This is a genomic window from Mariniflexile sp., assembly GCF_041583155.1.
Lineage (GTDB): Bacteria > Bacteroidota > Bacteroidia > Flavobacteriales > Flavobacteriaceae > Mariniflexile.
On the sequence record NZ_JBFHGK010000019.1, the window covers coordinates 43,362 to 68,442 of the forward strand.

At 33.7% G+C, this 25,081-nt stretch carries 16 protein-coding genes and 1 tRNA gene; 1 reads left to right on the forward strand and 16 read right to left on the reverse strand.

The window, feature by feature from the left end; translation table 11 throughout:
- Positions 1-20: 20 nt before the first annotated feature.
- The 15 genes from ABYI63_RS09045 to ABYI63_RS09115 form a co-directional block, all read right to left on the reverse strand.
- Positions 21-1,685 (reverse strand): fasciclin domain-containing protein, encoded by a 1,665-nt coding sequence (locus ABYI63_RS09045; RefSeq protein WP_372755671.1) that lies wholly within the window; start codon positions 1,683-1,685, stop codon positions 21-23.
- 277 nt (positions 1,686-1,962) lie between these two features.
- On the reverse strand, positions 1,963-3,627 hold the full coding sequence (locus ABYI63_RS09050) for a fasciclin domain-containing protein (RefSeq protein WP_372755674.1): 1,665 nt from the start codon (positions 3,625-3,627) through the stop codon (positions 1,963-1,965).
- A gap of 27 nt (positions 3,628-3,654) precedes the next feature.
- Positions 3,655-5,115 (reverse strand): RagB/SusD family nutrient uptake outer membrane protein, encoded by a 1,461-nt coding sequence (locus tag ABYI63_RS09055; protein WP_372755676.1) that lies wholly within the window; start codon positions 5,113-5,115, stop codon positions 3,655-3,657.
- A 21-nt stretch (positions 5,116-5,136) separates the two neighbouring features.
- Positions 5,137-8,364, reverse strand: coding sequence for a SusC/RagA family TonB-linked outer membrane protein (locus tag ABYI63_RS09060; RefSeq protein ID WP_372755678.1), 3,228 nt, complete (start codon positions 8,362-8,364; stop codon positions 5,137-5,139).
- A gap of 24 nt (positions 8,365-8,388) precedes the next feature.
- Complete coding sequence (locus ABYI63_RS09065; protein ID WP_372755680.1) at positions 8,389-10,665, reverse strand: fasciclin domain-containing protein; 2,277 nt, start codon at positions 10,663-10,665, stop codon at positions 8,389-8,391.
- Positions 10,666-11,773: 1,108 nt separating this feature from the next.
- On the reverse strand, positions 11,774-13,723 hold the full coding sequence (locus ABYI63_RS09070; RefSeq protein ID WP_372755682.1) for a protein-disulfide reductase DsbD family protein: 1,950 nt from the start codon (positions 13,721-13,723) through the stop codon (positions 11,774-11,776).
- A 16-nt stretch (positions 13,724-13,739) separates the two neighbouring features.
- Positions 13,740-14,189, reverse strand: a complete 450-nt coding sequence (locus ABYI63_RS09075; RefSeq protein WP_372755684.1) for a protein-disulfide reductase DsbD domain-containing protein — start codon at positions 14,187-14,189, stop codon at positions 13,740-13,742.
- A 311-nt stretch (positions 14,190-14,500) separates the two neighbouring features.
- Positions 14,501-14,574 (reverse strand) — tRNA-Pro (locus ABYI63_RS09080).
- A gap of 104 nt (positions 14,575-14,678) precedes the next feature.
- Positions 14,679-15,659, reverse strand: coding sequence for a thioredoxin-disulfide reductase (gene trxB / locus ABYI63_RS09085; RefSeq protein ID WP_372755686.1), 981 nt, complete (start codon positions 15,657-15,659; stop codon positions 14,679-14,681).
- Between the two features lie 279 nt (positions 15,660-15,938).
- A complete protein-coding gene (locus ABYI63_RS09090) occupies positions 15,939-17,825 on the reverse strand; it encodes a pyruvate carboxylase subunit B (protein WP_372755688.1) in 1,887 nt (628 codons plus the stop codon).
- 17 nt (positions 17,826-17,842) lie between these two features.
- A complete protein-coding gene (locus ABYI63_RS09095) occupies positions 17,843-18,028 on the reverse strand; it encodes a hypothetical protein (RefSeq protein ID WP_372755690.1) in 186 nt (61 codons plus the stop codon).
- Positions 18,029-18,040: 12 nt separating this feature from the next.
- Positions 18,041-19,597: an acyl-CoA carboxylase subunit beta gene (locus ABYI63_RS09100; protein WP_372755692.1), complete on the reverse strand. Its 1,557-nt coding sequence runs from the start codon at positions 19,595-19,597 to the stop codon at positions 18,041-18,043.
- 650 nt (positions 19,598-20,247) lie between these two features.
- On the reverse strand, positions 20,248-20,916 hold the full coding sequence (locus ABYI63_RS09105) for a bifunctional 4-hydroxy-2-oxoglutarate aldolase/2-dehydro-3-deoxy-phosphogluconate aldolase (protein ID WP_372755694.1): 669 nt from the start codon (positions 20,914-20,916) through the stop codon (positions 20,248-20,250).
- A 22-nt stretch (positions 20,917-20,938) separates the two neighbouring features.
- Positions 20,939-22,156, reverse strand: coding sequence for a 6-phosphofructokinase (locus ABYI63_RS09110; protein ID WP_372755696.1), 1,218 nt, complete (start codon positions 22,154-22,156; stop codon positions 20,939-20,941).
- 96 nt (positions 22,157-22,252) lie between these two features.
- Positions 22,253-23,299, reverse strand: a complete 1,047-nt coding sequence (locus tag ABYI63_RS09115) for a PfkB family carbohydrate kinase (protein ID WP_372755698.1) — start codon at positions 23,297-23,299, stop codon at positions 22,253-22,255.
- A gap of 161 nt (positions 23,300-23,460) precedes the next feature.
- Between ABYI63_RS09115 and ABYI63_RS09120 the strand changes: the two genes are divergently transcribed.
- Positions 23,461-24,495 (forward strand): LacI family DNA-binding transcriptional regulator, encoded by a 1,035-nt coding sequence (locus ABYI63_RS09120; protein ID WP_372755700.1) that lies wholly within the window; start codon positions 23,461-23,463, stop codon positions 24,493-24,495.
- Between the two features lie 81 nt (positions 24,496-24,576).
- On the opposite strand, the gene ABYI63_RS09125 is transcribed toward ABYI63_RS09120, so the two are convergent.
- The coding region (locus tag ABYI63_RS09125) for an SDR family NAD(P)-dependent oxidoreductase (RefSeq protein ID WP_372755702.1) at positions 24,577-25,081 on the reverse strand (505 nt) is incomplete at its 5' end.

Here is a 25,081-nt window from a genome sequence, read left to right on the forward strand (position 1 = left end):
CCCTTCTAGTTTAATAGTTTCTAATCATTATAGCAGTTTGAATCGTCGGCTGGTGCATTTTCAACCACTGGTATCCACTCTATATAATCTATCGGGCTACCACCTGCCTTAACAGCTTCAAATCTAATAACATGACGTTTCTGTTCCGGACATAATAATTCTTTGGTTATAATAAATCTACTTGCAGCGGCCGTATCGTATTGGCTAACTCCCGCATTGTTAGTAATACATTTGTAACCATGACGCCATCCTCTAGATTCCATAAGGGCTTCGTCTGGAAAACCTTTACCAGCTGTACTTAATGTTAAATCGTAAAGTGAACCAATAGGCTCTCCATCCCAATATACTTGAAGAATGGCTCTGGCACTATTTCCACCATTACTACATACCAACATTTCATACTTTCCTTTAGGTAATACTGGTGTATCAAATTCTATCCAAGAATAAGCACCAACGTCTAAAACGTTATAATTTAAATTTATCCTGTTTGATTGTTGTAAATAACGCTTATTAGCTTCTGGAAACCATCTGATAAATTCCCATGATGTACTTGGCACATTTTCTCCTGCCCTAATTAATCTAGATTGGTATTCCGGCTGATCGCTAACCACATCAAAAATAACGTGCCTAGGTTTTGGGGTAAATATGGTAAACAACTTGTTAACTGTATGGTAAACCCCATTTTTAGCAGGAAAGTTACTTTCATTAATAATTAATGAAATCCAAGTATCATTCTCCCCAGTTTCCGTTTCATTTATTCTCAGTTCTGTTTCTGTTTTAAGCGATTTCCAGGCATTTCTTGGCAACACCGTATTTACAAAAGCATCATCTGGAAAATTTCTAGAATATAAAAAGTTTTGTGTAGCATGGTAGCCTACATATCTGTTTAATTCGTTTTCTGGGTTGGTAAAATCGTCATCATTTGGAGAGATTCTACTTACCAAATCATTAAATGAATTGATTCCTTCTTGTGCGTAAACGACGTCTGATTCTGCCAAAATGGTAAAATTGTTTTTTGAACCAAGTGCATTAAATTTAACAGAGAAGGTTTCATAATATCCCGTTTGCTTTAAAGCTTCTACAAAAATGGTATGTTTACCAGCTTTATCCATTACAACGGGTACAGGATCTATGTAAGGATCTAACACACCGTTAATTCCGTGAATAAGACCGTTACTAGCACTTATATCGTATTCCTCCAATCCTACTGTGCGGTTAATTTCTACATTGGCAATACCACCTCCTTTTAAAAAGGATGTTGTAAGATAATCACCAGTAAAAGTTGTATCTGCTAGTCTTCCTTCTACAAAGCCACTTGTTCCTCTACCTGTTGGTATCGTTTGGAATTTTACTACAATTTTTAAAAACTCAATATCTTCAGCACTAGTTATCTGGCTTACAGATTCCACATTGAATTTTTCCATTAAATAAGCCTTTACTGCTTCGTTTGTAGGTGCAAAGCAAGTATAATTTCCATAGCTTTTAAAAGCATTGTAGAAATCAGTTTTCTTAAGAATCTCTACGTAAGACGAATACGTCTCTGGTTTAGATTCTAATGTTTGGATAATCGTCATTTGATCCGAAGTAAAAAATGTCGTTCCATCGAGTGTGTCATTGCATCCAATCATGCCAAGCATAATTAAGGCAAGCCCTCCAATCCAAGTGATAAGTTTATTATTTTTCATAACAATATGAGTTTTGAATTAAATTAGGGTTAAAAAAATATTGATTTTAATACAATGGAGAATAAAAAAAAGCTCTGAATAATGCTTAAACTATATGTGTAGTAAACTAATCTTGGTTTCTCCTTTTCAAACTTAGTTTCTACTATTAAGCTAGTGAAATTTACTATGCCATAATTTCTAATGCTCATTTTAAATTCTATACTTATTTATGCTTAGCAATCTACAGGCACCTGTTTGTTTATTTATTTTATACAGATGCCCTTAGATTTAAAGATTTTTAATCATTATAACACCCTGAATCATCGGCCGGACCATTCTCAACTACTGGTATCCATTCTATATAATCTATTGGGCTACCACCTGCTTTTACAGCTTCAAGTCTAATAACATGACGTTTCTGTTCTGGACACAATAACTCTTTAGTTATAATAAACCTACTTGCACCAGCAGTATCATATTGGCTAACTCCCGCTTTGTTGGTTATACATTTGTAGCCATGGCGCCATCCTCTAGACTCCATAAGTGCTTCATCAGGAAATCCTTTAGCATTGGTATTTAAGGTTAAATTGTAAAGCGACCCGATAGGCTCTCCATCCCAATATACTTGAAAGATACCTCTTGCATTATTACCTCCGTTACTAGATATTAACATTTCATATTTTCCTTTTGGTAAAACAGGTGTGTCAAATTCAATCCAGGAATAACCACCAACATCTAAAATATTATAGTTTAAGTTTATTCTGTTAGATTGTTGTAAATAACGTTTGTTACCTTCTGGAAACCATCTTATAAATTCCCATGATGTACTTGGAACTTTTTGTCCTGCTCTAATTAATCTTGATTGGTATTCAGGCTGATCACTTACCACATCAAAAATAATGTGTTTTGGTTTTGGTGTGAAAATGGTAAACAACTTATTAACGGTATGGTAAACACCGTTTTTGGCCGGAAAGTTACTTTCATCCATTATTAAGGATGTCCATGTATCATCTGTTCCGGTTTCGGTTTCATTTATTCTCAGTTCTGTTTCTGTTTTAAACGATTTCCATGCGTTTCTTTCTAAATATGAATTCACAAAAGCATCGTCCGGAAAATTTCTTGAATATAAAAAATTCTGAGTAGCATGATAAGCCATAAATCTATATAAATCATTTTGCGGATTGGTGAAATCACTGTCATCTGGAGAAAATCTATCTACCAAATCTTGAAATGAATTGATACCTTCTTGGGCGAAAACCTCATCTGATTCAGCCATAATGGTAAAGTTATTCTTTGAACCAAAATCATTGAATATTACCGAAAACGATTCATAAAGTCCCGTTTGTTTTAAGGCTTCAACAAAGATGGTATGTTTTCCAGCTTTTTCTATAACTACCGGTACTGGATCAACATACGGATCTAGCACACCATTTATAATATGAATAAGACCATTAGTCGCTCTAATATCATACTTCTCTAGTCCTACTGTACGGTTAATTTCAACATTGGAAATCCCGCCTCCTTTTAAAAAGGATGTTGTAATATAATCGCCTGTAAACGTTGTATCTGCAAGTCTTCCTTCAACAAAACCACTGGTTCCTCTTCCCGATGGTATTGTTTGAAACTTAACCAGCGTTTTTAAAAATTCAATATCCTCAGGATTCGTTATTTGACTTACCGATTCTACACCGAATTTTTCCATCAAATAAGCTTTTACAGCTTCGTTTGTAGGTGCAAAACAGGTATAGTTCCCGTAGCTTTTAAGCGCATTGTAAAAATCCGTTTTTTGAAGAATCTCAATGTAAGCCGAAAAGGTCTCTGGTTGCGATTCAAATGTTTGAATAATAGTCAATTCATCTGAAGTAAAGAACGTCGTGTCCTCTAAGTCATCGTTGCACCCTACACTGACGACCATAATTAATACGACGGCTCCAAGCCATGTAATAAATTTGTTAGTTTTCATAATATTTAGTTTTAAATTAGTTTTAGTTTAGTTGTCGTAATATGGATTCTGAACTAAATTATGGTTCAGATTTATCTCATTTAGATAAATTGGCAAATAGTAAGATTCTTTCTCAGAAAAATAACTTAAAATTTGCTCATAATCATCTGGTCCAGCCTTTGTTTCGGCTAATTCTAGTATAATATACTGATTTTCAAAATCATTTCGCTTAGCAAAACGCAATAAATCGTACCATCTTTTACCTTCAAAAGCAAATTCCTTTTGTCTTTCTAATAATAAGGCATTTAATAATTCGTTTTGAGTTGCATTTGCTTCTAAAGGTGCTCCTACAGCACGCTCATGTACCTGGTTAATTAGATTATAAGCTCTATTTAAATCTTGGTTCGTGGTAGAAAGTATATAAGCTTCTGCTTGCATTAATAAAACATCTGCATATCTGTAAAATATAAAGGTGTTATAAAATTGGTCTGAACCTCTGTAAAGTCCAGTTTCATCCACACCTGCATATTTAAATACGGTATTTCGAGAGATATCAAAAGTTGCAAAATCCCCTCTTACATCATCAGGAAATTCATTGTAAAGCTGAAATATTTTACTATATGGAGCATAAACAGGATTAGCTACCTGAAATGCATTTCGTAATGTTGCATTGATATCGCTAAATTGAAGTTCAAAAATTCCTTCATTTGAATTACCCTCAAAAAAGATATCGTTAAACCAGTCGGCTCCATCTACCAAAACGTATTTATTTAATTCTATTAAACGATTGGTTGCATCAATACATTTATCGTACTGCTCATCCCATAAATAGATATCGGCAAGTATCGCTAATGCGGCACCCTTGGTCATTTTTCCTTTATCGTGAGCTGGAGATTGTGAAAACCCTAAGTTTAGATCAACTACAGCAGCTTCAAGATCGGCAGTGATTTGAGCTATAATTGCATCTTCAGTACTTTTAGCTGGATAAAAATCTGTATCCGTATTAGCAGTTGCCGTAAGGATTAATGGCACTTCTCTAAAGTTTTTTACCAGTATAGAGTAAACCAAAGAACGAATGGTTATGGCTTCTGCTTTAATTCTTTTTAACTCTTGTTCTGAAAAAGACAAATCGTTTGCTTGTGCTTCATCGGCAAAGGTTAATACCAAATTACAATGGTTAATGGTTTTGTAAAATTCTTTCCAATCTACAAACGAATTACTAGGGAACATATAGTTCTTAAGCATATTATTTTGGTTGTTTCCAGCTCTTAAGGAAACCAACATATCTCCTCTTAGTTCTCCCCACAACAATACTTTGTCTGTAAATCCAGATTGATTCATGGATGCATAACATCCTGCAAGAGCGGCAGAAACTTGTTCTTTATTTTTCCAGAACTCTTGTTGTATTAAACTATCCTGTGGTTCCAATTCTAAATAACTATCACATGAAAATAATGTTATACATAGTATTGGAATAATGGCGTATATTTTAATTATGTTTCGTTTCATAATGTTTTTTTAAATTTTCAATTAGAATGTAAGATTTACTCCTAAAGTTATCTGTTGAGATCTTGGTGTTTGATTATTATCATAACCAAGTTTTTTCCAATCGCTACTACTTCCTGTTTCTGGATCTGGACCAGAATATTTAGTAAAAGTTAACAAATCTGTACCTGTAACAAAAAAGGATCCACTTGAAAAGTTAATTTTTTGAATAAATGTTTTTGGCAAATCGTATTTTAAGGTTATGAATTTCATTCTTAAAAACGAAGCATCTTCAAGAAAACGATCGGAAGCCAATGTATTAACCGGGCTATTTAAAACAGCTCTAGGAATATCGGTTACATCACCCTCAAATCTCCAACGGCGCAAAACTGCCGTGTTCTGGTTATCGAAGCTGTCCATACTTTCTGTTTCCATTCTAGCTAGGTTAATAACTTTTTGGTTATATCTAAAGTTAAAAAATGCATTAAGAGATAAGTTTTTATATCTAATTGTAGGTCCAAAACCACCATACACCAACGGGTTGGCGTTACCTAAGTAAACAACATCCAAACGGTCTATACTACCATCTTTATTTACATCCTCATACTTAGCCTCACCTGGTTGAAATGCTCTACTTTCGTTAAACACCATTGTTTTAGGCACACCGTTTAAGTTATATATAATATCCCCATTTTCGTCACGTGCCACTAATTCATCTGCTGTACTGTAAACACCTAGATACCTGTAACCATAGAATGAACCTATAGGGTTATCCACTTGAATTCTTTTAAGGTAACCATTTGGACCAGTAGCAAAAGGATCGCCATCCTCAACATCTTGTGCTTCAGAAATTTTTGTAATAAGGTTGGTATTACGTGCAATGTTGAAATTCATTTCCAATGAGAAATCATCGTTTTGAATTAATTTTGTTCTTACACTTAACTCAAAACCTTGATTAGAAATATTTCCTAAATTTAGAAAAGGTAAATTTGAAAAGCCTGAAGTAGAAGGAATCGAAGTATTTTTACCTAATAAATCTTTGGTTTCTTTTTTATAAAATTCTAAATCTCCACTTACACGACTATCAAAGAATGAATAGGTAAGTCCAAAGTTACTTTGAATGATGGTTTCCCATCTTAAATCAGTCAACTCCATATTATCTGGAAAAACTGGACTCTCTCCAAGATAATCATATCCATACGTAGAGTAAGTATTATACTGCCCATAGTTAAAGTTTGGTGAGTTACCATTTACACCGTAACTAGCTCTAAAACCTAACTCGTCAATAAACTCATATGATTCCATAAAAGGCTCGTCTGAAAATATCCATTTAGCTGCTATACTTGGAAAAGTACCATATCGGTAACTACTACCAAATCTAGAATTCCCTTCCGAACGTATACCACCACTTAAAATATAGCGGTTTAAAAATTGGTAGTTAAACATAAAGTTGTAAGCTATGGATCTGTTTTGTGAAAAACTAGAACTTAAACTGTTACCTGATCCTTCAATTCTTGTTTGAGCTATAGGAGTTTGTATTAAACTACTTGGCGAGTTACTAGTTATTGCAGAATATCCTTGACTTGTTTTGTCATAGGTTTGAATGGTTCCACTTGCGAAAACAGAATGATTTTCTCCTAAATTAGGGTTCCATATCAGTTTATTTTCTGTACGCATTACAAAGAATTCAGCATCGGCAAATCTTGCTTGGTTAGCATCTGAATTTGTCCATGCTGCACCAAATGCTGCCTCTGGCAAAAAGTTTGTAGCCTTATCTGTATTAATATCGAATGCAATATAAGCATCATAACTTAATTGCTTCAAAGGCTTATAATTTATTCTGAATGTAGGGGTAATCCTGTTATTCTCTGTATTGGTAGTAGATAATTTTGCCATGGCAACAGGATTATAATAAGTAGATCCGTTACCTTGGAAGGCGTTAACTGGTGTAAAATATACATCGGTTGGGTTACCAAACTCGTCTAATTCATAAATGGATTGATTGGGCATCTTTTTAAGAGCTAATGATCTAATTTTGTCATAAGATTTATCTAAAGATCCATGAGTATAAGCCAACTCCGTAGAAATAGTTAATTTATTAGAAATGTTATAATCCAAAATGGTTCTAGTTGTAAAGGTTTTAAGTCCACTTCCAATAGTAGTTCCTTGTTGGTCTTTATAACTAACAGAAACACGGTAAGCAGATTTTTCACCACCACCAGATACACCTAAAAAGTTTTCGTGTGTGTATCCTAATTGTGTTATTTCGTCAACCCAATTAACATTCTTATTATACAGATTGTACTGCTCATATGTTGGATCATACTCAATTTGCGGTTGAGGAGCTGTAATATTTACCGCTGTTAGCTCTTCTTTAATTAAGGTAGAATACTGGTCACCATTTAACATAGGCATTCCATCTGGTTGCCATCCTAAACTTCCTCTATAACTATAAGAAAAACGAGCTTTACCTTTAGCACCTCTTTTGGTTTTAATAAGTAACACCCCATTTGCTGCACGAGAACCAAATTGAGCGGTTGCAGCAGCATCTTTTAAAACTGAAATTTCTTCAATATCGTTTGGTGATACCCCAATTAAGGCTGCGTATTGTTGTTCATCAGCAGATCCAAAATCAAAAAGTGCATCAATTTCCGTTTCAAAAGGCACACCATTTATAACAATTAAAGGCTCGGATGAAGCGTTTAATGATGATGTTCCACGAATACGGATAGACATACCAGCTCCAGGCTCACCAGAGCTAGCAACAATATCTACACCAGATAAACGACCTTGTAACTGATCAACTAAACCCGTAGAAACTGTTTCACTAATCTCTTTCATATCAATAGTTTCCATAGCTGTAGCTATACGACGTTTATCAATTTCAAAATCTCCAGTAGACACCTTCTTGGTACCTCGAATTACGATAGCGTCTAATTCTGAAATGTCTTCTTTTAATACAATATTAAATTGTGTTTGTTTTCCAGGAACCAATTGTTTGGTAACAAAACCTACATAGGAAAACGTTATTGTGTTATTTGGGTTTGAGACTTTTAATGAATAGTTACCATTAAAATCTGCAACAACACCATTAATAATACGATTATTTTTATCTTTTTCAGCAATCGTTGCTCCTGTTAATGGCTGTCCGTCTGATTCTGAGGTAACTATACCTGAAATAATAGTTTGCGACTGTGCTGACATGTTATACATTGAAAACAATGCAAACACTATTATTAAGGCATAGGAACATGACTTGTGTTTATCCTTCATACTTATCAAGCTTTTGTTGGTTTTCTAGTTTAAATAATTTTCAATTTCGTGAATGACTACTCTTTTGGAAAGTAAGTTTGTCACGGCTCCTGTTTCGGTAATAACCGCTCCAGTTGCTTGGTTTTTAATTGTTAAATTTGATGTGGCATGGTTGTTTTCAAATAAATACTCATCGTAAACTGGCACAAAATCAATAACTCTTCCATAATACATAGACTGGTACGACCCTGAGGTTATACCATCTGTAGGTATGGCCTGTTGTATAAAATGTCTTTTAGCAAAATTTAAAAGATTTTGTTTTGCAATTGCCTGTTCAAGAGCAGGTAGCGAATTTACAGTGGTTGGTTCTACAATAACACCGTCACTAATAGCTTTATTAACTGCATTATTATTTGGTGCTAATAGAGTAAATGTTCTTGATAAGTTTAAGAAACTTACCAACTTATCATTTGAATTGTTTGGAATTGCAACAAAACCAGCTGCAGCCTCCATTACTTCAACAAATCTTGAGAACGTTGATGAATTGTTTACTAAAGCAGCATAAGTAAAGTTTAATGGTCTTTCTATAGGACGAGACATTTCATAAAACTTACCATTATCTGTATCTCTCGCTGAAAGAATAATTGCTGGATCATTTAACTGGATATTACCTCCTCCAGATATTTTATTATTATCATAAGCATAAATAAACTCACCACTTTTAGTTTGGTAATAATTATTACTGCTCGCATCTACATTCTTTTCTACAATTTGGTTAAGAACAATATCTTTTAAGGTTGTTGTAACATAACTTTTTTCTGCTGTAGTAGCAGCACTTAGGTTTGCAGGCACATAAGTGGTAACTCCATTTTCTGTTACGGCCAATTGTATAGCTGATAAGTCTGGAAGATAATCAACAACTGATATTGTTTTTGTAATACTGCTAGGATCGGCAATATCTACAAATTGATCGTTTTTAATTCCAAAAATAGAGAATGTAGAACCTCTACTTTGTAAGGCCACATCAATTTGTAATTCTTGAACAGCCTTCAACATAATAGTGTATTCTGGATCTAATAATAAAGGCCCTAAAATTGTTGAAAAGTTAGCATTGGTGTAAACTCTATCAATACCAACAAACAGTCCATTACTACACATTTTTACATCTAAAACATCATCTATGCTATAATCAACCGGTTGTAAACCTACATTTAAAGTTGAACCTTGGTTACTTGGACAAAGCGACCAGAAATCTGTAAAGAAAAACGAACTAAGGAACTTACCAAGCACGTCTAACGGCATATCATCATATGAATCATAAAACTGTCCAAGAATACTATCTCCTTCCAAATACTCTTCTAAAGCATCATTCGTAGGAACTGCTAAACCTGTTCCAAATGATAAATCATAATTTATGTTTGCTTTTAATTTTGGATAAGATTCATCGTATGGATTAAACGGTAAATTATTAGACGTTATTCCAGTTAAAAAATTTAAACGATAAATAGGTTCCATTACCCCAGTAGCCTCATTAAGCTGGTTACGATTTAATCTTAAAAAACCAAAACGCTCTATCAACTCCTTGAAACGTGTATACTTACCTCCATACTCTTCAGAAGTAAGGTTTTTGTATTGGTTTATTCTTGGTTCAATTACCTTATCTAAAGCATAAATCATCCCGTTTTCAGCAACTATATTGGTTTGTGATACGTTTGCTTCAAACACTTTCATACCTCCTGGAGTATAAGTTTCTCCTGGAAAAATAAACGAATAGTCAGACATTTCAAAACCAGCTTTCGCATTAATATAGGCATCCAGAAAATATGTTATAGCTTTTCTTTTTCCATAACTTGGCTCTACAGTGTAAACCCCTGGTGGTGGAGAAAACTGGTCTACATATAGATGTTTATAATCCTCAGTATTCATAGTCTCAAGAGTGTCTGTATACTGCGTGTGACGTCTAAAATTACTACCTGCATAAAAACCAGCACCATCTGCGGAATATGTTAAGGTAGTTGTATTCCATCCACTTGTAACTATGGTATATTGAACTATGTCCAATAATCTATCCGACGGGATATCATCAACAGATGCATAACCTTCTTCTTGCAAAAACTTTTCAAAAGCTTCGTCTGTTGGAGCAAAAATGGTCCAAGATCCTCCTTTAACTAAAGGCGTTTTATACTCAGTTTTATCAAGGCACTGTAAATAGTAATTAAAATTTCCCATCGATTCTAGCTGAGTGTAAATAGTACCCGCCAAATCACTTGGTCGCGCATATTCAAGCGGGTCAGGCTTACAGCCAAAAGTTGAAATAATCATGAGTAACATAATTATACTTTTTCTTTTTGTTATTCTTTTTACCATATTTAATTTAGTTGTGATTAGTAAAATTATTATTTAATTGGTTTGTAATACAGTTTGTACATTTTTAAAAATTTTACATTACCTTAACACTAGGGTCATAAAATGTTAATTAATGTTAATTTTCATCTATGCTAATTAAGCGAAAAAAAAAGTTGTCAATAATAAATTATAGCTCAATATTGATAAATTATAGTTCATTTTTCAAATTTTTGTAGCTAAAAGGGGATATAGTGAGTAGCAATATGCTTTTACACCAAAAAAATGAGCTTTTTAATCACGAAATTTAATAGATGATTTTCTCTTCAATTTTTCCGTTAGCAAAAAGCAGGTTTTTAGTCCATTAATTTACCAAAACCGTACTTAACTAATATGTTTTTTAATAAAGCAAGAATCTTTAACTCGTTTGCCCAATAATAGAATGTAGAATCTTTTTTACCATGTACATTTTGAAATTAAATTTTTACAAACAAATAAATTGTTAAAAACATCTCAAATGCTTAATCCTGTTCAAAAAAACACCGAAGACATTTAGTTCATTTTGAAAAGCGTATACAGTAATAATAAACAAGTCTTCTATGTATACTTTATACATAAAAGGAAATCGAAAATAAGTCTCAAAAAGCCTTTTAGACTGTTACTTTGGCTAATTGATATATTACCTTAGTTAAAATTTTTATCAAGAAACAAAAAATCTTAACCATCAAATTCAACAAATTAGAGTTCTAATTTTTTTGATGCACCCTAAATTTATTAAAAAAAAATGAATTTTTCCTATATTATTAAACTTTAAATACTTACAAAAACAAAAGATTAAACTTGTAAATATTTTTATAGAAGACTATTTAGGTGTGAAAGCTCCTGTTTTGATCAATTTACAAGCGCATTTGAACAAATAATTTTCATGATGTTTCAGGAAGGAAATTAGGCCAATTTCCTAGTGAATTCAATATTGAACCTTGAATTCACTAGTATCTAAAAAGTGTAATGACCATATTTTTTTTAGATTAAGAATAATATATACCTATTAAATGTTTAGGTGTCTGTTCTACCTGGCAGAGAACAACTATTTTTCAAATTTTGAAATCCCAGCCTGCAACCAATTATGATAAGATTCTACATCGGGTGTATAGCCCACTGGAGCTACCAGGTTCTCTTCATTATGATCCATCAACACATAAAACGGCTGTGAATTTGCTTTATACTTTACAGTTTGCAATTCACTCCACTTTTGTCCAATATATTTTAGTTGCTTTCCTGGCTTTAATTTTGACTCCGTAACTTCATGTGCTTCTAAAGGGCGTTTATCATCAACATATAACGATATTAAAACAACCTCATTTTTTAGAATGTTTAAAATCTCTGGTTCTGGCCAAACATTTTGCTCCATTTTTCTGCAATTTACACATGCCCAACCGGTAAAATCAATCATAACTGGTTTACCTACTTCTTTGGCATAGGCCAATCCTTTATCATAATCATTAAATGCTAATATATCATGGGGTGCTAATAAGTGAGCGCCATCAGGCAAACCTTCATGACCATCCAAAACGGAGGCAGTGCCTAATTTAGAAAAACCAACACCGTAAGGCGATTCACTGTATTCTTGTGGTGGTGGAAAAGCACTTATTAAATTTAAAGGCGCTCCCCAAAGTCCTGGAATCATATAAATGGTGAAGGATAGCACTAATAGACCCAGTCCTAACCTGCCTACTGATATATGCGTTAGTGGCGAATCGTGTGGCAACTGTATTTTTCCAAATAAATAGAGTGCCAGAGTTCCAAAAATAGCAATCCAAATTGCTAAAAACACCTCGCGCTCCAATAAATGTGCTTGCAAAACCAAATCGGCTTGTGATAAGAATTTAAATGCCAAAGCTAATTCCAAGAACCCAAGGACTACTTTGACGGTATTTAACCAACCCCCTGATTTTGGTAATGAATTTAACCAACCTGGAAAGGCTGCAAATAAAGCAAATGGTAAAGCTATTGCCAATGAAAAACCTAACATCCCAATAATAGGTGCCAAACCTCCTTTTGAAGCTGCTTCAACCAAAAGTGTACCCACAATAGGGCCTGTACACGAAAAGGAAACAATTGCTAAAGCCAAGGCCATAAAGAAAATACCGATTAGTCCACCTCTATTAGCTTGAGAATCCACTTTATTTGCCCAAGAGTTAGGTAGCATAATTTCAAAAGCACCTAAAAAGGATACTGCAAAAATGACCAATAATAAAAAGAAAATAATATTAAACCACACATTAGTTGCCAGTGCATTTAAAGCATCGGCACCAAATATGCCCGTTACCGCTGTGCCTAATAACACATAAATTACGATAATGCATATTCCATAAATAACGGCATTTTTTATACCTGCTGCCTTGTTTTTGCTTTGTTTTGTAAAGAAACTTACCGTCATGGGTATCATAGGAAACACACATGGTGTTAACAAGGCGGCAAAACCAGACAAAAAAGCTATAAAGAATATACCCCATAACCCTTTTTTAGATTCTTTAGGCGAGTCCTGATTCACTAAAACATTGATTTTTTCATCTTTTAAGTTCTCTGAAAAACTATAAACAAGCTCTTCTTCCGTTGGAGGAGAACATTGGGAATCATTACAGATCATGAATTCCACAAAGCCAAGGATTTTTGTAACACCTTCTTCAACTTCTACCTTCTGCTTGAAAGTTGCCGTATTTTCAAAATACTTTATATCCATATCGAAAACAGGATCGTTTTCGGTTATGCCTTCCTCTTCTAGTGTGTTACCTAATATTTTAAATGTACCTTCACTATCATCATAAATAAAGGATGTTGGAATTGGGCCACCTTCAGCTATATTTTGCGCATATAAATGAAATCCTGAAGGTATCTCTGCCTTTGCTATTAAATAATATTCATTTTCAGATAATTTTTCTACTGAAGTTGTCCATTTTACCGGATCAATTATTTGGGAAGTCCCTTGAAAAGTCCCGACAAATAAAATTAAAAAAGCTACTAAAATTTTTCTCATAGTATCTAAGTCGAAATTATTTCGAAACCTTAAATGTTAAATCGACTTCGGTTGGGGGTAAACATCTTGAATCGTCGCAAACCATAAACTCAACGGTTGCCTTAACTTCAAATGGCGTTTTACCTTTCAACCTTATACGTTGCTTAAAATCGGCTTTATGAGAAAAATATTTTATTTTCATATTAAAAACCGGATCGTCTATGGTTTTACCCACACCTTCCAAGGTATTACCTTTTTTCAAATAGTTACTATTACCCTGAAAAGTAAATGTTGTTGGAATTGGACCATCCTTAGGAACAGTTTGCGAATACAAATGCCACTCACCTTCTATTGTTGCTGTTGCTATTAGCTCATACTCATTATCTGAAATTTTAACTGATTTAGTTGTCCATTTTACTGGATTATGAATTTGAGCTAAGGCATTTATGCTCATACTTAAAACTAATAACAAGATTATTTTTCTCATATTTATAATTTACAAAAAACTGTTTTCAATAGAAATCCTAATGAAACATTAAAAAATGATTATTCAATTTCACAAAGGAAAGATTTTTAATTTACTTAGTCTAAAAGCTTAACTATAATTTATAAGTTTAGGTGCCTTTGTAAATGGGTTAACTAAATAAAGGTTGCATTTAATGTGATGTTAAAACAAAATCATTGAAAACAAGAACATCCAATTCTTGAGTTTAATTTAACCTTAAAATTATTGAAATTACAAAATTTGAATAATTCCAAACAACCTATTAGTGTAAATAAATGCTTTAATTAATTTAGTCGGGATGACAGGATTTGAACCTGCGACCACACGGCCCCCAGCCGTGTACGCTACCGGACTGCGCCACATCCCGTTTTAAAACTGGCATCAAAGAAAACACATTTTATTATATTTTAAAAACCAATTAATAAAAAAAGCCGAAGTAAAACTTCGGCTTCAATCTTTATATTTTGTATTCTAATTGTAACTTGGTGTTGATACTTCGAATGTAGAGTCTTTAGCCGCTAAATACCGCTCTGCATCAAGTGCTGCCATACAACCTGTTCCGGCTGCCGTAATAGCTTGCCTATACACATGGTCCGCCGCATCACCAGAAACAAAAACACCTTCTACATTTGTTTTTGTTGAACCAGGTACATTAATAACATACCCTGTTTCATCCAAGTCTAGAAAGTCTTTAAAAACATCTGTATTTGGTTTGTGCCCAATGGCTACAAAAAATCCGGTTGCAGGAATTACATGTTTTTCATTGGTTTGATTGTTAAAAACGCGTACACCTGTAACAACTTGGCCATCACCTAAAACCTCATCTGTTTCTGTGTTGAATAATATTTCAATATTTGGCGTATTTATTACACGAGCAGCCATAATTTTAGAGGCTCTAAACTCATCTCTTCTAACGATCATTGTAACTTTTTTGCAAAGTTTGGACAAATAATGCGCCTCTTCACAAGCAGAATCTCCTGCACCAACTAACACAACTTCTTGATTTCTGTAAAAGAATCCGTCGCAAACAGCACATGCAGACACTCCTCCGCCAAGTTTCAAGTATTTCTGTTCAGAATCTAAACCTAAGTACTTGGCCGATGCTCCTGTAGAAATAATTACAGTATCGCAGTGAATTTCTTTAGAATCATTAATCCATACCTTATGCACATCTCCTGAGAAATCCACTTTAGTTACCCACCCATCTCGAATATCAGCTTCAAAACGCTCTGCTTGTTTCTGTAATTCTATCATCATTTCCGGACCAGTTATTCCTTCTGGATACCCTGGGAAATTTTCAACTTCATTCGTCGTTGTTAATTGACCGCCTGGTTGCGCACCTTGATATAAAACTGGTTTCATATTAGCTCTAGCTGCATAAATTGCTGCCGTATAACCCGCTGGGCCAGAACCTATAATTAAACATTTTACTCTCTCTATATTTTCAGACATAACTTAAACATATTTTAATACTAACAAAAGTAGAATTTTTGAATCGAAACTTATCCTAAAATTATCAAAAGATATTATCATTAAATAATAATTAATTATGATGCAAGGAACCTTTGCTTTAAATTCTATTTCTATTTTAAGCTTCCTTTTATTATAAAACTCCTCTTTTGTTGTTACTAGTGTTTATTAAATTTTCAAAATAATACGAATCTTTACCTAAAAGAATGGCTTAAGAAAAAGTTCTTAAGCCATTAATTATCAATAATATAATTTAAAGTGTTAAGTTATCGAGAATAAAACATCTCCTTTAGAAACAGTATCTCCAGATTCAAATGTAATATCAGAAATAATACCATCTTTATTGGCTTCAAAATTATTCATCATTTTCATTGCTTCTAAAACAACAATAATCTCACCTGCTTTTACATGGTCTCCATTCTTTTTCTTGAACTCAACAACCATACCAGGTATTGGTGCGGTAATAGCTCCTTCCACAACAACTTCTTTGGCTTCTTTCTTTTTCCAAACCGATCTTGTAGATTTTGTTTTAGGAATTGAAACGGTAAATGATTCTCCATCTACAAGCACTTCCATGTCACACATGATATCGCTGGAATTACCACCAGATTTCAATTCACCTGATAAGGCCTTAGCAATTAATTCTTGCTCTTTTTTAACATCGTCCAAAGTTTTAGCCTTCATATCGGCAGGCATTTCTTCTAAACCGTACTTGATTTTTAAGAATTTTTTACCTGTTACAGGATATAATGCCAATAATACTTCGTCATCAATATCTTTTGCTAGTCCTTTTGCGCTTTCTTTTACAGCCTCCATTTCTGGTTCTAGAACACTTCCTGGTCTCACCTCAATATGTTGCTCGCCTCTTGGGTAATCTTTTAAAGCTTTTTTTCTAAGTTCTGGATTTATAGGTAATGTTGTTTTACCATATAAACCATAACATAAATCTTTTACTTCTTGAGTGATGCGAGAATATTCACCTTCGTAAGAATCAAACAGTACATTATTTACAGTTTGCACACCAACAATTTGACTAGTAGGAGTTACCAATGGAATTTGTCCTAAATCTTTTCTAACTTTAGGTAACATTTTAAACACGTCATCTAATCTATGTAATGAATCCATTGCTTTTAATTGATTCACTAGGTTAGAAAGCATACCTCCTGGTGTTTGATGTAAAATTACATCAGTATCAATAATAGCATATTTTGGACTGTTATCTAAGTGCTTATATTTAGGAATTACTTTTTCCATTTGCGCACTAATAGCCGATAATTTTTTAATATCTAAACCTGTATCTCTATTGGTGCCAAGTAATGAAATTACCAATGGCTCGATAGCTGCGTGCGATGTTCTATACGCATACGGAGACATGCATGTATCCACAATATCAACACCTGCTTCAATAGCTTTAAAAATTGCTAAATCGCCCATACCCGATGTAAAGTGGGTATGCAAATTTAAAGGAATATCAGTGATTTTTTTAAGTTCAACTACTAAGTTATAAATATCGTAAGGCGCAATTAAACCAGCCATATCTTTAATACAGATAGAATCTACTCCAAACTCCATTAACTCTTTAGCTTTGTTTACATAATAATCAATGTTATAAACTTCGCCACCTAATCTTGGTTCGGTAAGAGTGTAACAGATTGTTCCTTGAAAATGTTTCCCGTTACGTTTTACAACTTTTGCTGCCGTTTCAAAATTTCTATAATCGTTTAATGCATCAAAACATCTGAAAATATCCATTCCGTTATCACATGCACGTTGTACGAAACTATCAACAACATCATCAGCATAGTTTCTGTAGCCAACTACGTTTTGCCCTCTTAACAACATGAAAAATGGTGTTTTAGGCATGTATTTTTTAAGTGTTCTTAAACGTTCCCATGGATCTTCACCCAAATACCTGTGCATGGTATCGAATGTGGCTCCACCCCAAGTTTCTATGGCGTGAAAACCTACTTCATCCATTTGTTCAGCAAAAGGAATCATATCTTCAGTTCGTCCTCTTGTAGCAAATAAGGATTGGTGTCCGTCTCTAAAACTTAAATCTTGTATTTTTATAGGGTTTTCAGCTTTTGGTCTGTCTGCACTATAATCCATTTTGGTCATTTGCAATACCCCGTGTTTATCAAATATCATCCTGTAATAATTTTTAATTAAATAATTCTGGCTCCTATAGTTCTGCCGTTGCTAAATAGTAATTTTCTATCATTCATTCTTCTTACCATCCCCATTCTTCTCCAACCATATTGAGATACTTTTTTATCTTTTTCTTCTTCCATGTTTAGATAAATGGTTGCCGCTATTACCGCTGCTTTTCTCTTTTTTTCGTATCGTGTCATAATCTTTTATTTTTATTGTGGGATGTTACCGTGTTTTTTTGCTGGTACTAATTCTACTTTAGATCTTAAAGCTTCTAAAGCCATAATCAATCTTTCTCTTGTTTCACTAGGCAAGATTACTTCATCAATATAACCTCTTTCTGCAGCCAAATAAGGCACCCCAAAAGCAGTTTCATATTCTTGAATTTTCTCTTCTCGTTTTGCTTCTTTATCTTCAGCTGTTGCTATTTCTTTTTTATAAGTAGAAATTACTTCAACAGCTCCTTTAGCCCCCATTACAGCTATTTCTGCAGTTGGCCAAGCAAAAACCATATCAGCGCCTAAATGTTTAGAACTCATGGCTACATAAGCACCACCATAATCTTTACGAACAACTACTGTAAATTTTGGTACAGTAGCTTCAGAGTAACTCCATAACAATTTAGCACCATGTCTGATTATACCATTCCATTCTTGCTGCACACCTGGCAAATACCCTGGTACATCTACAAATGTTACGATTGGAATATTAAAGGCATCACAAGTACGAATGAATCTACTAATCTTGTCGGAAGCATCGATATCTAAACAACCTGCTAAATAATTTGGCTGATTTGCTATAATACCAACGGAACGGTTGTTTAGACGACCAAAACCTACAATACAGTTTTCAGCGAAATGTTCGTGTACTTCATAAAACACACCCTGATCCAATACTTCTTCAATGATTACTTTCATATCGTAAGCCATTTTAGAATCATCTGGAATGATGGAATCTAACATATCACAAGATCTTCTTGGATCATCTTCCATTTCCATTATAGGTGTTAATTCCATATTGTTATTAGGAAGGTAATCTAGCAACTCTCTTATTTGCTCAATACAATCGGCGTCATCTTCACAAGCAAAATGTGCGTTTCCACTTTTTGTGTTGTGAACCATAGCACCTCCCAATTCTTCAAAAGTAGTTTCTTCACCGGTTACCGTTTTAATTACATACGGACTTGTAATAAACATATTACTTGTTTTTTTCACCATAAAGATGAAATCTGTCATTGCAGGTGAATAAACCGCACCACCAGCACAAGGCCCCATAATAGCTGATATTTGAGGTATAACTCCAGATGCTCTTGAGTTTCTAAAGAACACATCTCCGTATCCTTTTAAAGCATCAACGCCCTCTTCTACTCTAGCTCCACCTGAGTCGTTTAAACCAACAACTGGCGCTCCAGCCTTCATGGCTAAATCCATAATTTTACAGATTTTAGTAGCATGCATTTCTCCTAAAGCACCTCCGCCAGAAGTAAAATCTTGAGAAAACGCATATACAACTCTGCCATTAACCAACCCATGACCTACAATAACACCATCGGAGGCAATTTCAACATTTTCCATTCCGAAGTTAGTAGATCTATGTTTTACTAGAGAATCAATTTCATAAAAACTATCTTCATCAAATAATAGGTTTATTCTCTCTCTTGCCGTTAATTTTCCTTTTGCATGCTGCTTTTCAACTCTAGCATCTCCACCCATTAAGGCTACTTTTTCTCTTTGAGCTTTTAGATAGGCAATTTTATCTGTAACTTTCATATTAAATTCGGATTTTTATTGTAAAAATGTGATGCACAAACTGTGCTAAATACCTACTTCAAAATTATCTCATAAACAATTATTTAATTATGACAAATGTCATATCGGATACGTTAACCCAATTCAAAAACTATTTTTTATTATGAATAATATTCAATTTTAAACGTTAAATCAAATATTTTAATAACAAAAAATTATTTTTTATGCGATTTTTGTTGATTTTATTAAATAATATTAAATTTTTTATTTTTTTAAAAACAACACTTACAGCCTCTGCAAAACAACTGCATTGCTATTAGCTAAATAAAAATTTTGAGCATAAAAAAGTTATCTACAACGATTTCGAATAATTAAAAAAAATCTTAAAAAAAAATTTTGAAATTTTTCTTTTTTTGAAAGAAATACTTTTCTTTTTCTTATAAAAGTAAGATTTTAAATATTACAAAAGAAAATAGTAATGTTAAAAAAAATCTTATATCGAAGAATGAAATTATTTTTTTAGTTCCAAACCTTAAAAAAAAATAATAAAAAAATGGCACCACTAAAGAGTCTTAACCACACTTTTTCGGCAAAAAAAACATATGAATTTAGTCAATAAAAAATATGCCGAACCAGATTGTTCGGCATATTTAATACGTTTTTAATGCTGATTATTTTCTAACAGCTTTAACAAGTGCTATTGCATTTTTAACATCTTGCTCTAATTTTGCATAGTCTTTGTTCGCAATAATATCTTTAGAAATTAATTGAGATCCCATACCAACACAAGTTACACCTGCATCAAACCATCCTTTTAAGTTTTCTTCTGTTGGAGAAACACCACCAGTAGGCATAATACTTGTCCAAGGTTGTGGCCCTTTAATTCCTTTCACAAATTGTGGTCCGTAAATATCTCCAGGGAATAATTTAACGATTTCACATCCTAACTCTTCAGCTCTAGCTATTTCAGTTAAAGTTCCGCAGCCAGGTGACCATAATACTTTCTTACGATTACATGCAATTGCAATATCCTCTCTTAAAACTGGAGTTACTATAAAGTTAGCTCCTAAAGACATATATAATGTTGCTTGTCCTGCATCTGTAACAGAACCTACACCCATTATCATACCTGGTAATTCTTTAATAGCGTATTTTGTTAATTCGCCAAAAACTTCGTGAGCGAAATCACCTCTTGCTGTAAATTCCATTAAACGCGCACCACCATTGTAGCAAGCTTTTAATATATTTTTACTTAATTCTAAATCGTTGCTAAAGAATAAAGGAACCATTCCTGTTTCTTTCATCACTTGAGCTACTTCTAATCTTGAAAATTGTGCCATTTTATTGTTTTTTATTTAAATTTTAATCCCAGTTTAATATTTTTTTGAAATCATATGCTTCTGGGTTTGGTAAATATTTTTTTGCATCTTCATAATCCTTCTCTTTAATATAGAAAAGGTTGTTTATAAATAATTGCGCCATATCTGAATTAATATCCACTAAACGAGGCGGTATCTTACCATTTTCATCTTCAAAATCCTTTAAATATAAAGGCGTTACATCACCACGTGAATTGGCACTCACAATGCAGCCAGAAACCCCCTGATCAAATAGTTTCTTAACTCCTATACCAAGTAAGGTACAAAGTGTTAAATCGAAGGCTATAGGCGCGCAGCATCTTAATTCATAACCAAGTTCAACTGGTCTGGATTTTATATCTAGCCCTAACTCTTTAAGTTTTACTTGAAGAAGGTAATTAAATATATGCGATTTACTAACGTTACCTAATTCTGGATGTCCATGATCATCGTATGTGAAGTTAATTCCAGAATTAATGATTTCATCTTGTTCCATAAAATGAAAAACACCTTCACTAACCAACGCAACGCCATATTCAATGCCTTGAATTTTACATTTAATGATTGAAGAAATAATCATGTTAATGATTTTCTCGAAAGTGATGTTCGTTTTGTTGAACATTTCAGGAATAATCATCATTTGATAATGACAAGCCGATGCAATTCCAAATGCTAAATGACCCGCAGAACGCCCCATGGCTGCTACCACAAACCAATTTTCGCTGGTTCTGGCATCTTCATAAACCGTATTACCTATACGAACACCTTCATCCTTTGCTGTATGGAAACCAAATGTTGGGTTTCTATCTGGTAATGGCAAATCGTTATCTATGGTTTTAGGCACGTGTACGTGCGCCACATCCAAATTCTGACTATTAACGTACTTAGTTAATCTATTAGCGGTAGAAGCAGTATCATCCCCTCCAATAGTAACCAATAATTTTACATTATGTTTCTTAAAAAAATCAGCTTTAAAATCGCTGTCTTTTGGCTTAAACCTACTCATTATTAATGTAGAGCCACCACGACTAAAAATACGATCGGCATGATGAAAATCAAACATTACAAGGGAAGGATCGTCTGATAGTAATCCTTTATAACCATGGTGAACACCTATAACGTTATAGCCATCCTTTAAAAAAGTTTTGGCTAAAGTGCTTATAACAGTATTGATACCAGGTGCAGGACCACCACCACAAATAATTGCAATCGATTTTTCCATAAATTGATGATGAATCTTAGATTTTAATGAAACTATTGAAATTCAATTAAAACCTGCAAGGTTTTGAAGCTTGCAGGTTTGTATTAAAATCTATGATTATCTAGCAACTCTACCAGAAGCATCACCACCCATAAGTTTGGTTACTTCATCTACAGTTACTAAGTTAGCATCACCTTTAATAGTGTGTTTTAAACAAGATGCTGCTACTGCGAAATCTAATGCATTTTGGTCGTTATCTGGGTAAGTTAATAATCCGTAAATTAATCCACCCATAAAAGAATCTCCACCACCTACTCTATCAACGATATCAGTAATTTGGTATTGACGCGTTTGTAACATTTGTTTTCCATCGTATAATACACCTGCCCACGTGTTGTGAGATGCAGAGATTGAACCTCTTAAAGTTGTAATAACTTTTTTAGCTCTTGGGAATTTTTTCATCATTTGTTGACAAACAGACAAGAACGCTTCAGCTTTTACATCATGACCATGCGTTTGAACTGCTGCTCCTTCTGGTTTAATACCAAAGTGCATTTCAGCATCTTCCTCATTTCCTAAAACAACATCGCAATAAGATGTTAATTCAGTCATGATTTCTTCTCTTTTAGCTGCATCGCAATACTTCCAAAGTTTAGCACGGTAGTTTAAGTCTGTTGAAATAGTAACACCTAATTTGCTGGCAGCTTTAACAGCTTCTAAACAAACATCAGCAGAACTTTGAGAAATTGCAGGAGTAATACCAGTCCAGTGGAACCATTCTACACCTTTAAAAACCTCATCCCAGTTTATCATACCAGATTGGATTGTAGACATAGAAGAATATGCTCTATCGTATACTACTTTACTACCTCTAGAAACAGCACCAGTTTCTAAGAAATAGATACCAAGGCGCTCACCACCCCATACAATTTTATCTACACCAACACCTCTTTTACGCATTTCCATCATAGCGCATTCTCCTATATCATTTTTAGGTAAACGTGTTACGAAATCTACAGAAACACCATAATTAGCTAATGATACTGCTACGTTAGACTCTCCACCTCCATAAACAACATCAAAATTGTCTGCTTGTGAAAATCTTAAAAATCCTTGAGGTGCTAAACGAAGCATAATCTCACCAAATGTTACTACTCTACTCATTTTGTTCTAATTTATTGATTTAGTTAATTTTAATTTTGCTTAAACGTTTAAGCAATGGCTAAGAAGTAAATATAATAAAAACAATAAATAAAATTATAGATTTCATTATAAAACTAAAATGTTATATTTGCTTAAACGTTTAAGCAAAAGTATATAAAAAAATGATAAACAAAAAAAAAACTACAATAAAAGACATTGCTAGCGTTTTAAAAATATCACCCGCAGCGGTTTCAAAGGCGCTTCACGATGATTCTAGAATCAGTGCTAAAACTAAAGCGGCTGTAAAAAAGGTGGCTGCAGAATTAAACTATCAGCCCAATCATTTAGCCAGTGCGCTTCGAAAAGGAAAAAGTAATTTAGTTGGTGTTATTGTACCAAGAGCAAATAGCAATTTTTTTTCATCAGTTATTCAAAATATAGAAGAGGTCTTAAATAAAGAAGGATACAACATCATCATAACACAATCACACGAATCTTTTAAAAAGGAATGCAATAATATAGACACCCTTTTATTTACACAGGTTGATGGCATTATAGCATCTATGGCTAATGAAACTATTAGTTTAGACTACTACGAAAAAATTAAGTCCAAAGGAATTCCCTTAATCTTATTTGATAGAGGAGAAAATGATTTGAATGTGGATTACATAGGAATTAACGATTATAACAGTAGCCATATGATTGTGGAACACCTCGTTGAACAAGGCTGTAAACGTATCGCTCATATTGGTGGTTACAAACGAACTCGTATTTTTAATAACCGTATTAAAGGGTACATTGATGCCATTAAGAAACACAATTTGCCCTTAGACAGTGAGCTTCTTATTGAAAGTAATTTAACAATAGAAGATGGTCGAGAGAAAATGATTCAACTGTTAGCCTTAAAAAATAGACCCGACGCTGTATATGTTGCTGGTGATTATGCTGCTTTGGGCGCCCTACAAGTGTTAAACGAACAGAATATTAATATCCCAAAAGACATCGCTTTAGTTGGTTTTGGCAACGAACCCTTTACTGCCATGGTAACTCCTGCAATGTCGAGTATAGAACAACATAGTGCTGAAATTGGCAAACTTGCTGCTTTAAAATTTTTGGAACATGCCAAGAAGGAACCTTTTGTAAAACAAACGCTTAACAAAGTGATATTAGATGCTGAGTTAATTGTTAGAGATTCTTCCAATGTGAAAGCCCAGTAGCTTACTCTATAAAAAATCAAAACCTCTTAAGTAATAAATTACATTAAGAGGTTTGAAAATTATTATAGTTTGAAAAAGATATTAGATACCTAAACCTTGTCCACCACCTACTTGAATAGTTTCTGCTGTTATAAACGCAGCGTCATCACTAGCTAAGAATGAAATAACTGATGCTACTTCTTCTGGTTGACCTAAACGACCTAATAAAATGTTGTTTTTCCATGAAGCAAACACTTCTGGTTTAGTCGATTTTATCTCTGTATGGAAAGGTGTATCAATTGTTCCTGGAGATACTGCGTTTACTCTAATTCCATATTCTGCTAAATCTTTCGCTAAAGCTCTTGTTATTGCGTGTACACCTGCTTTGGAGGTTCCGTAGATACCTGCTCCTGGTCCACCTGCATTCCATCCCGCGATAGATGTATAGTTGATGATAGAGGCATTCGTTCCTTTTTTAAGGAATGGAATCGCTGCTCTAGATGCAAAAAATGTTGAATCTAAGTTTAAAGCCATTACAAATCTGTAAAATTCAGTTGTCATTTCTTCAAATCTAGATCTGCCTCCTAAACCTCCTGCATTATTTACT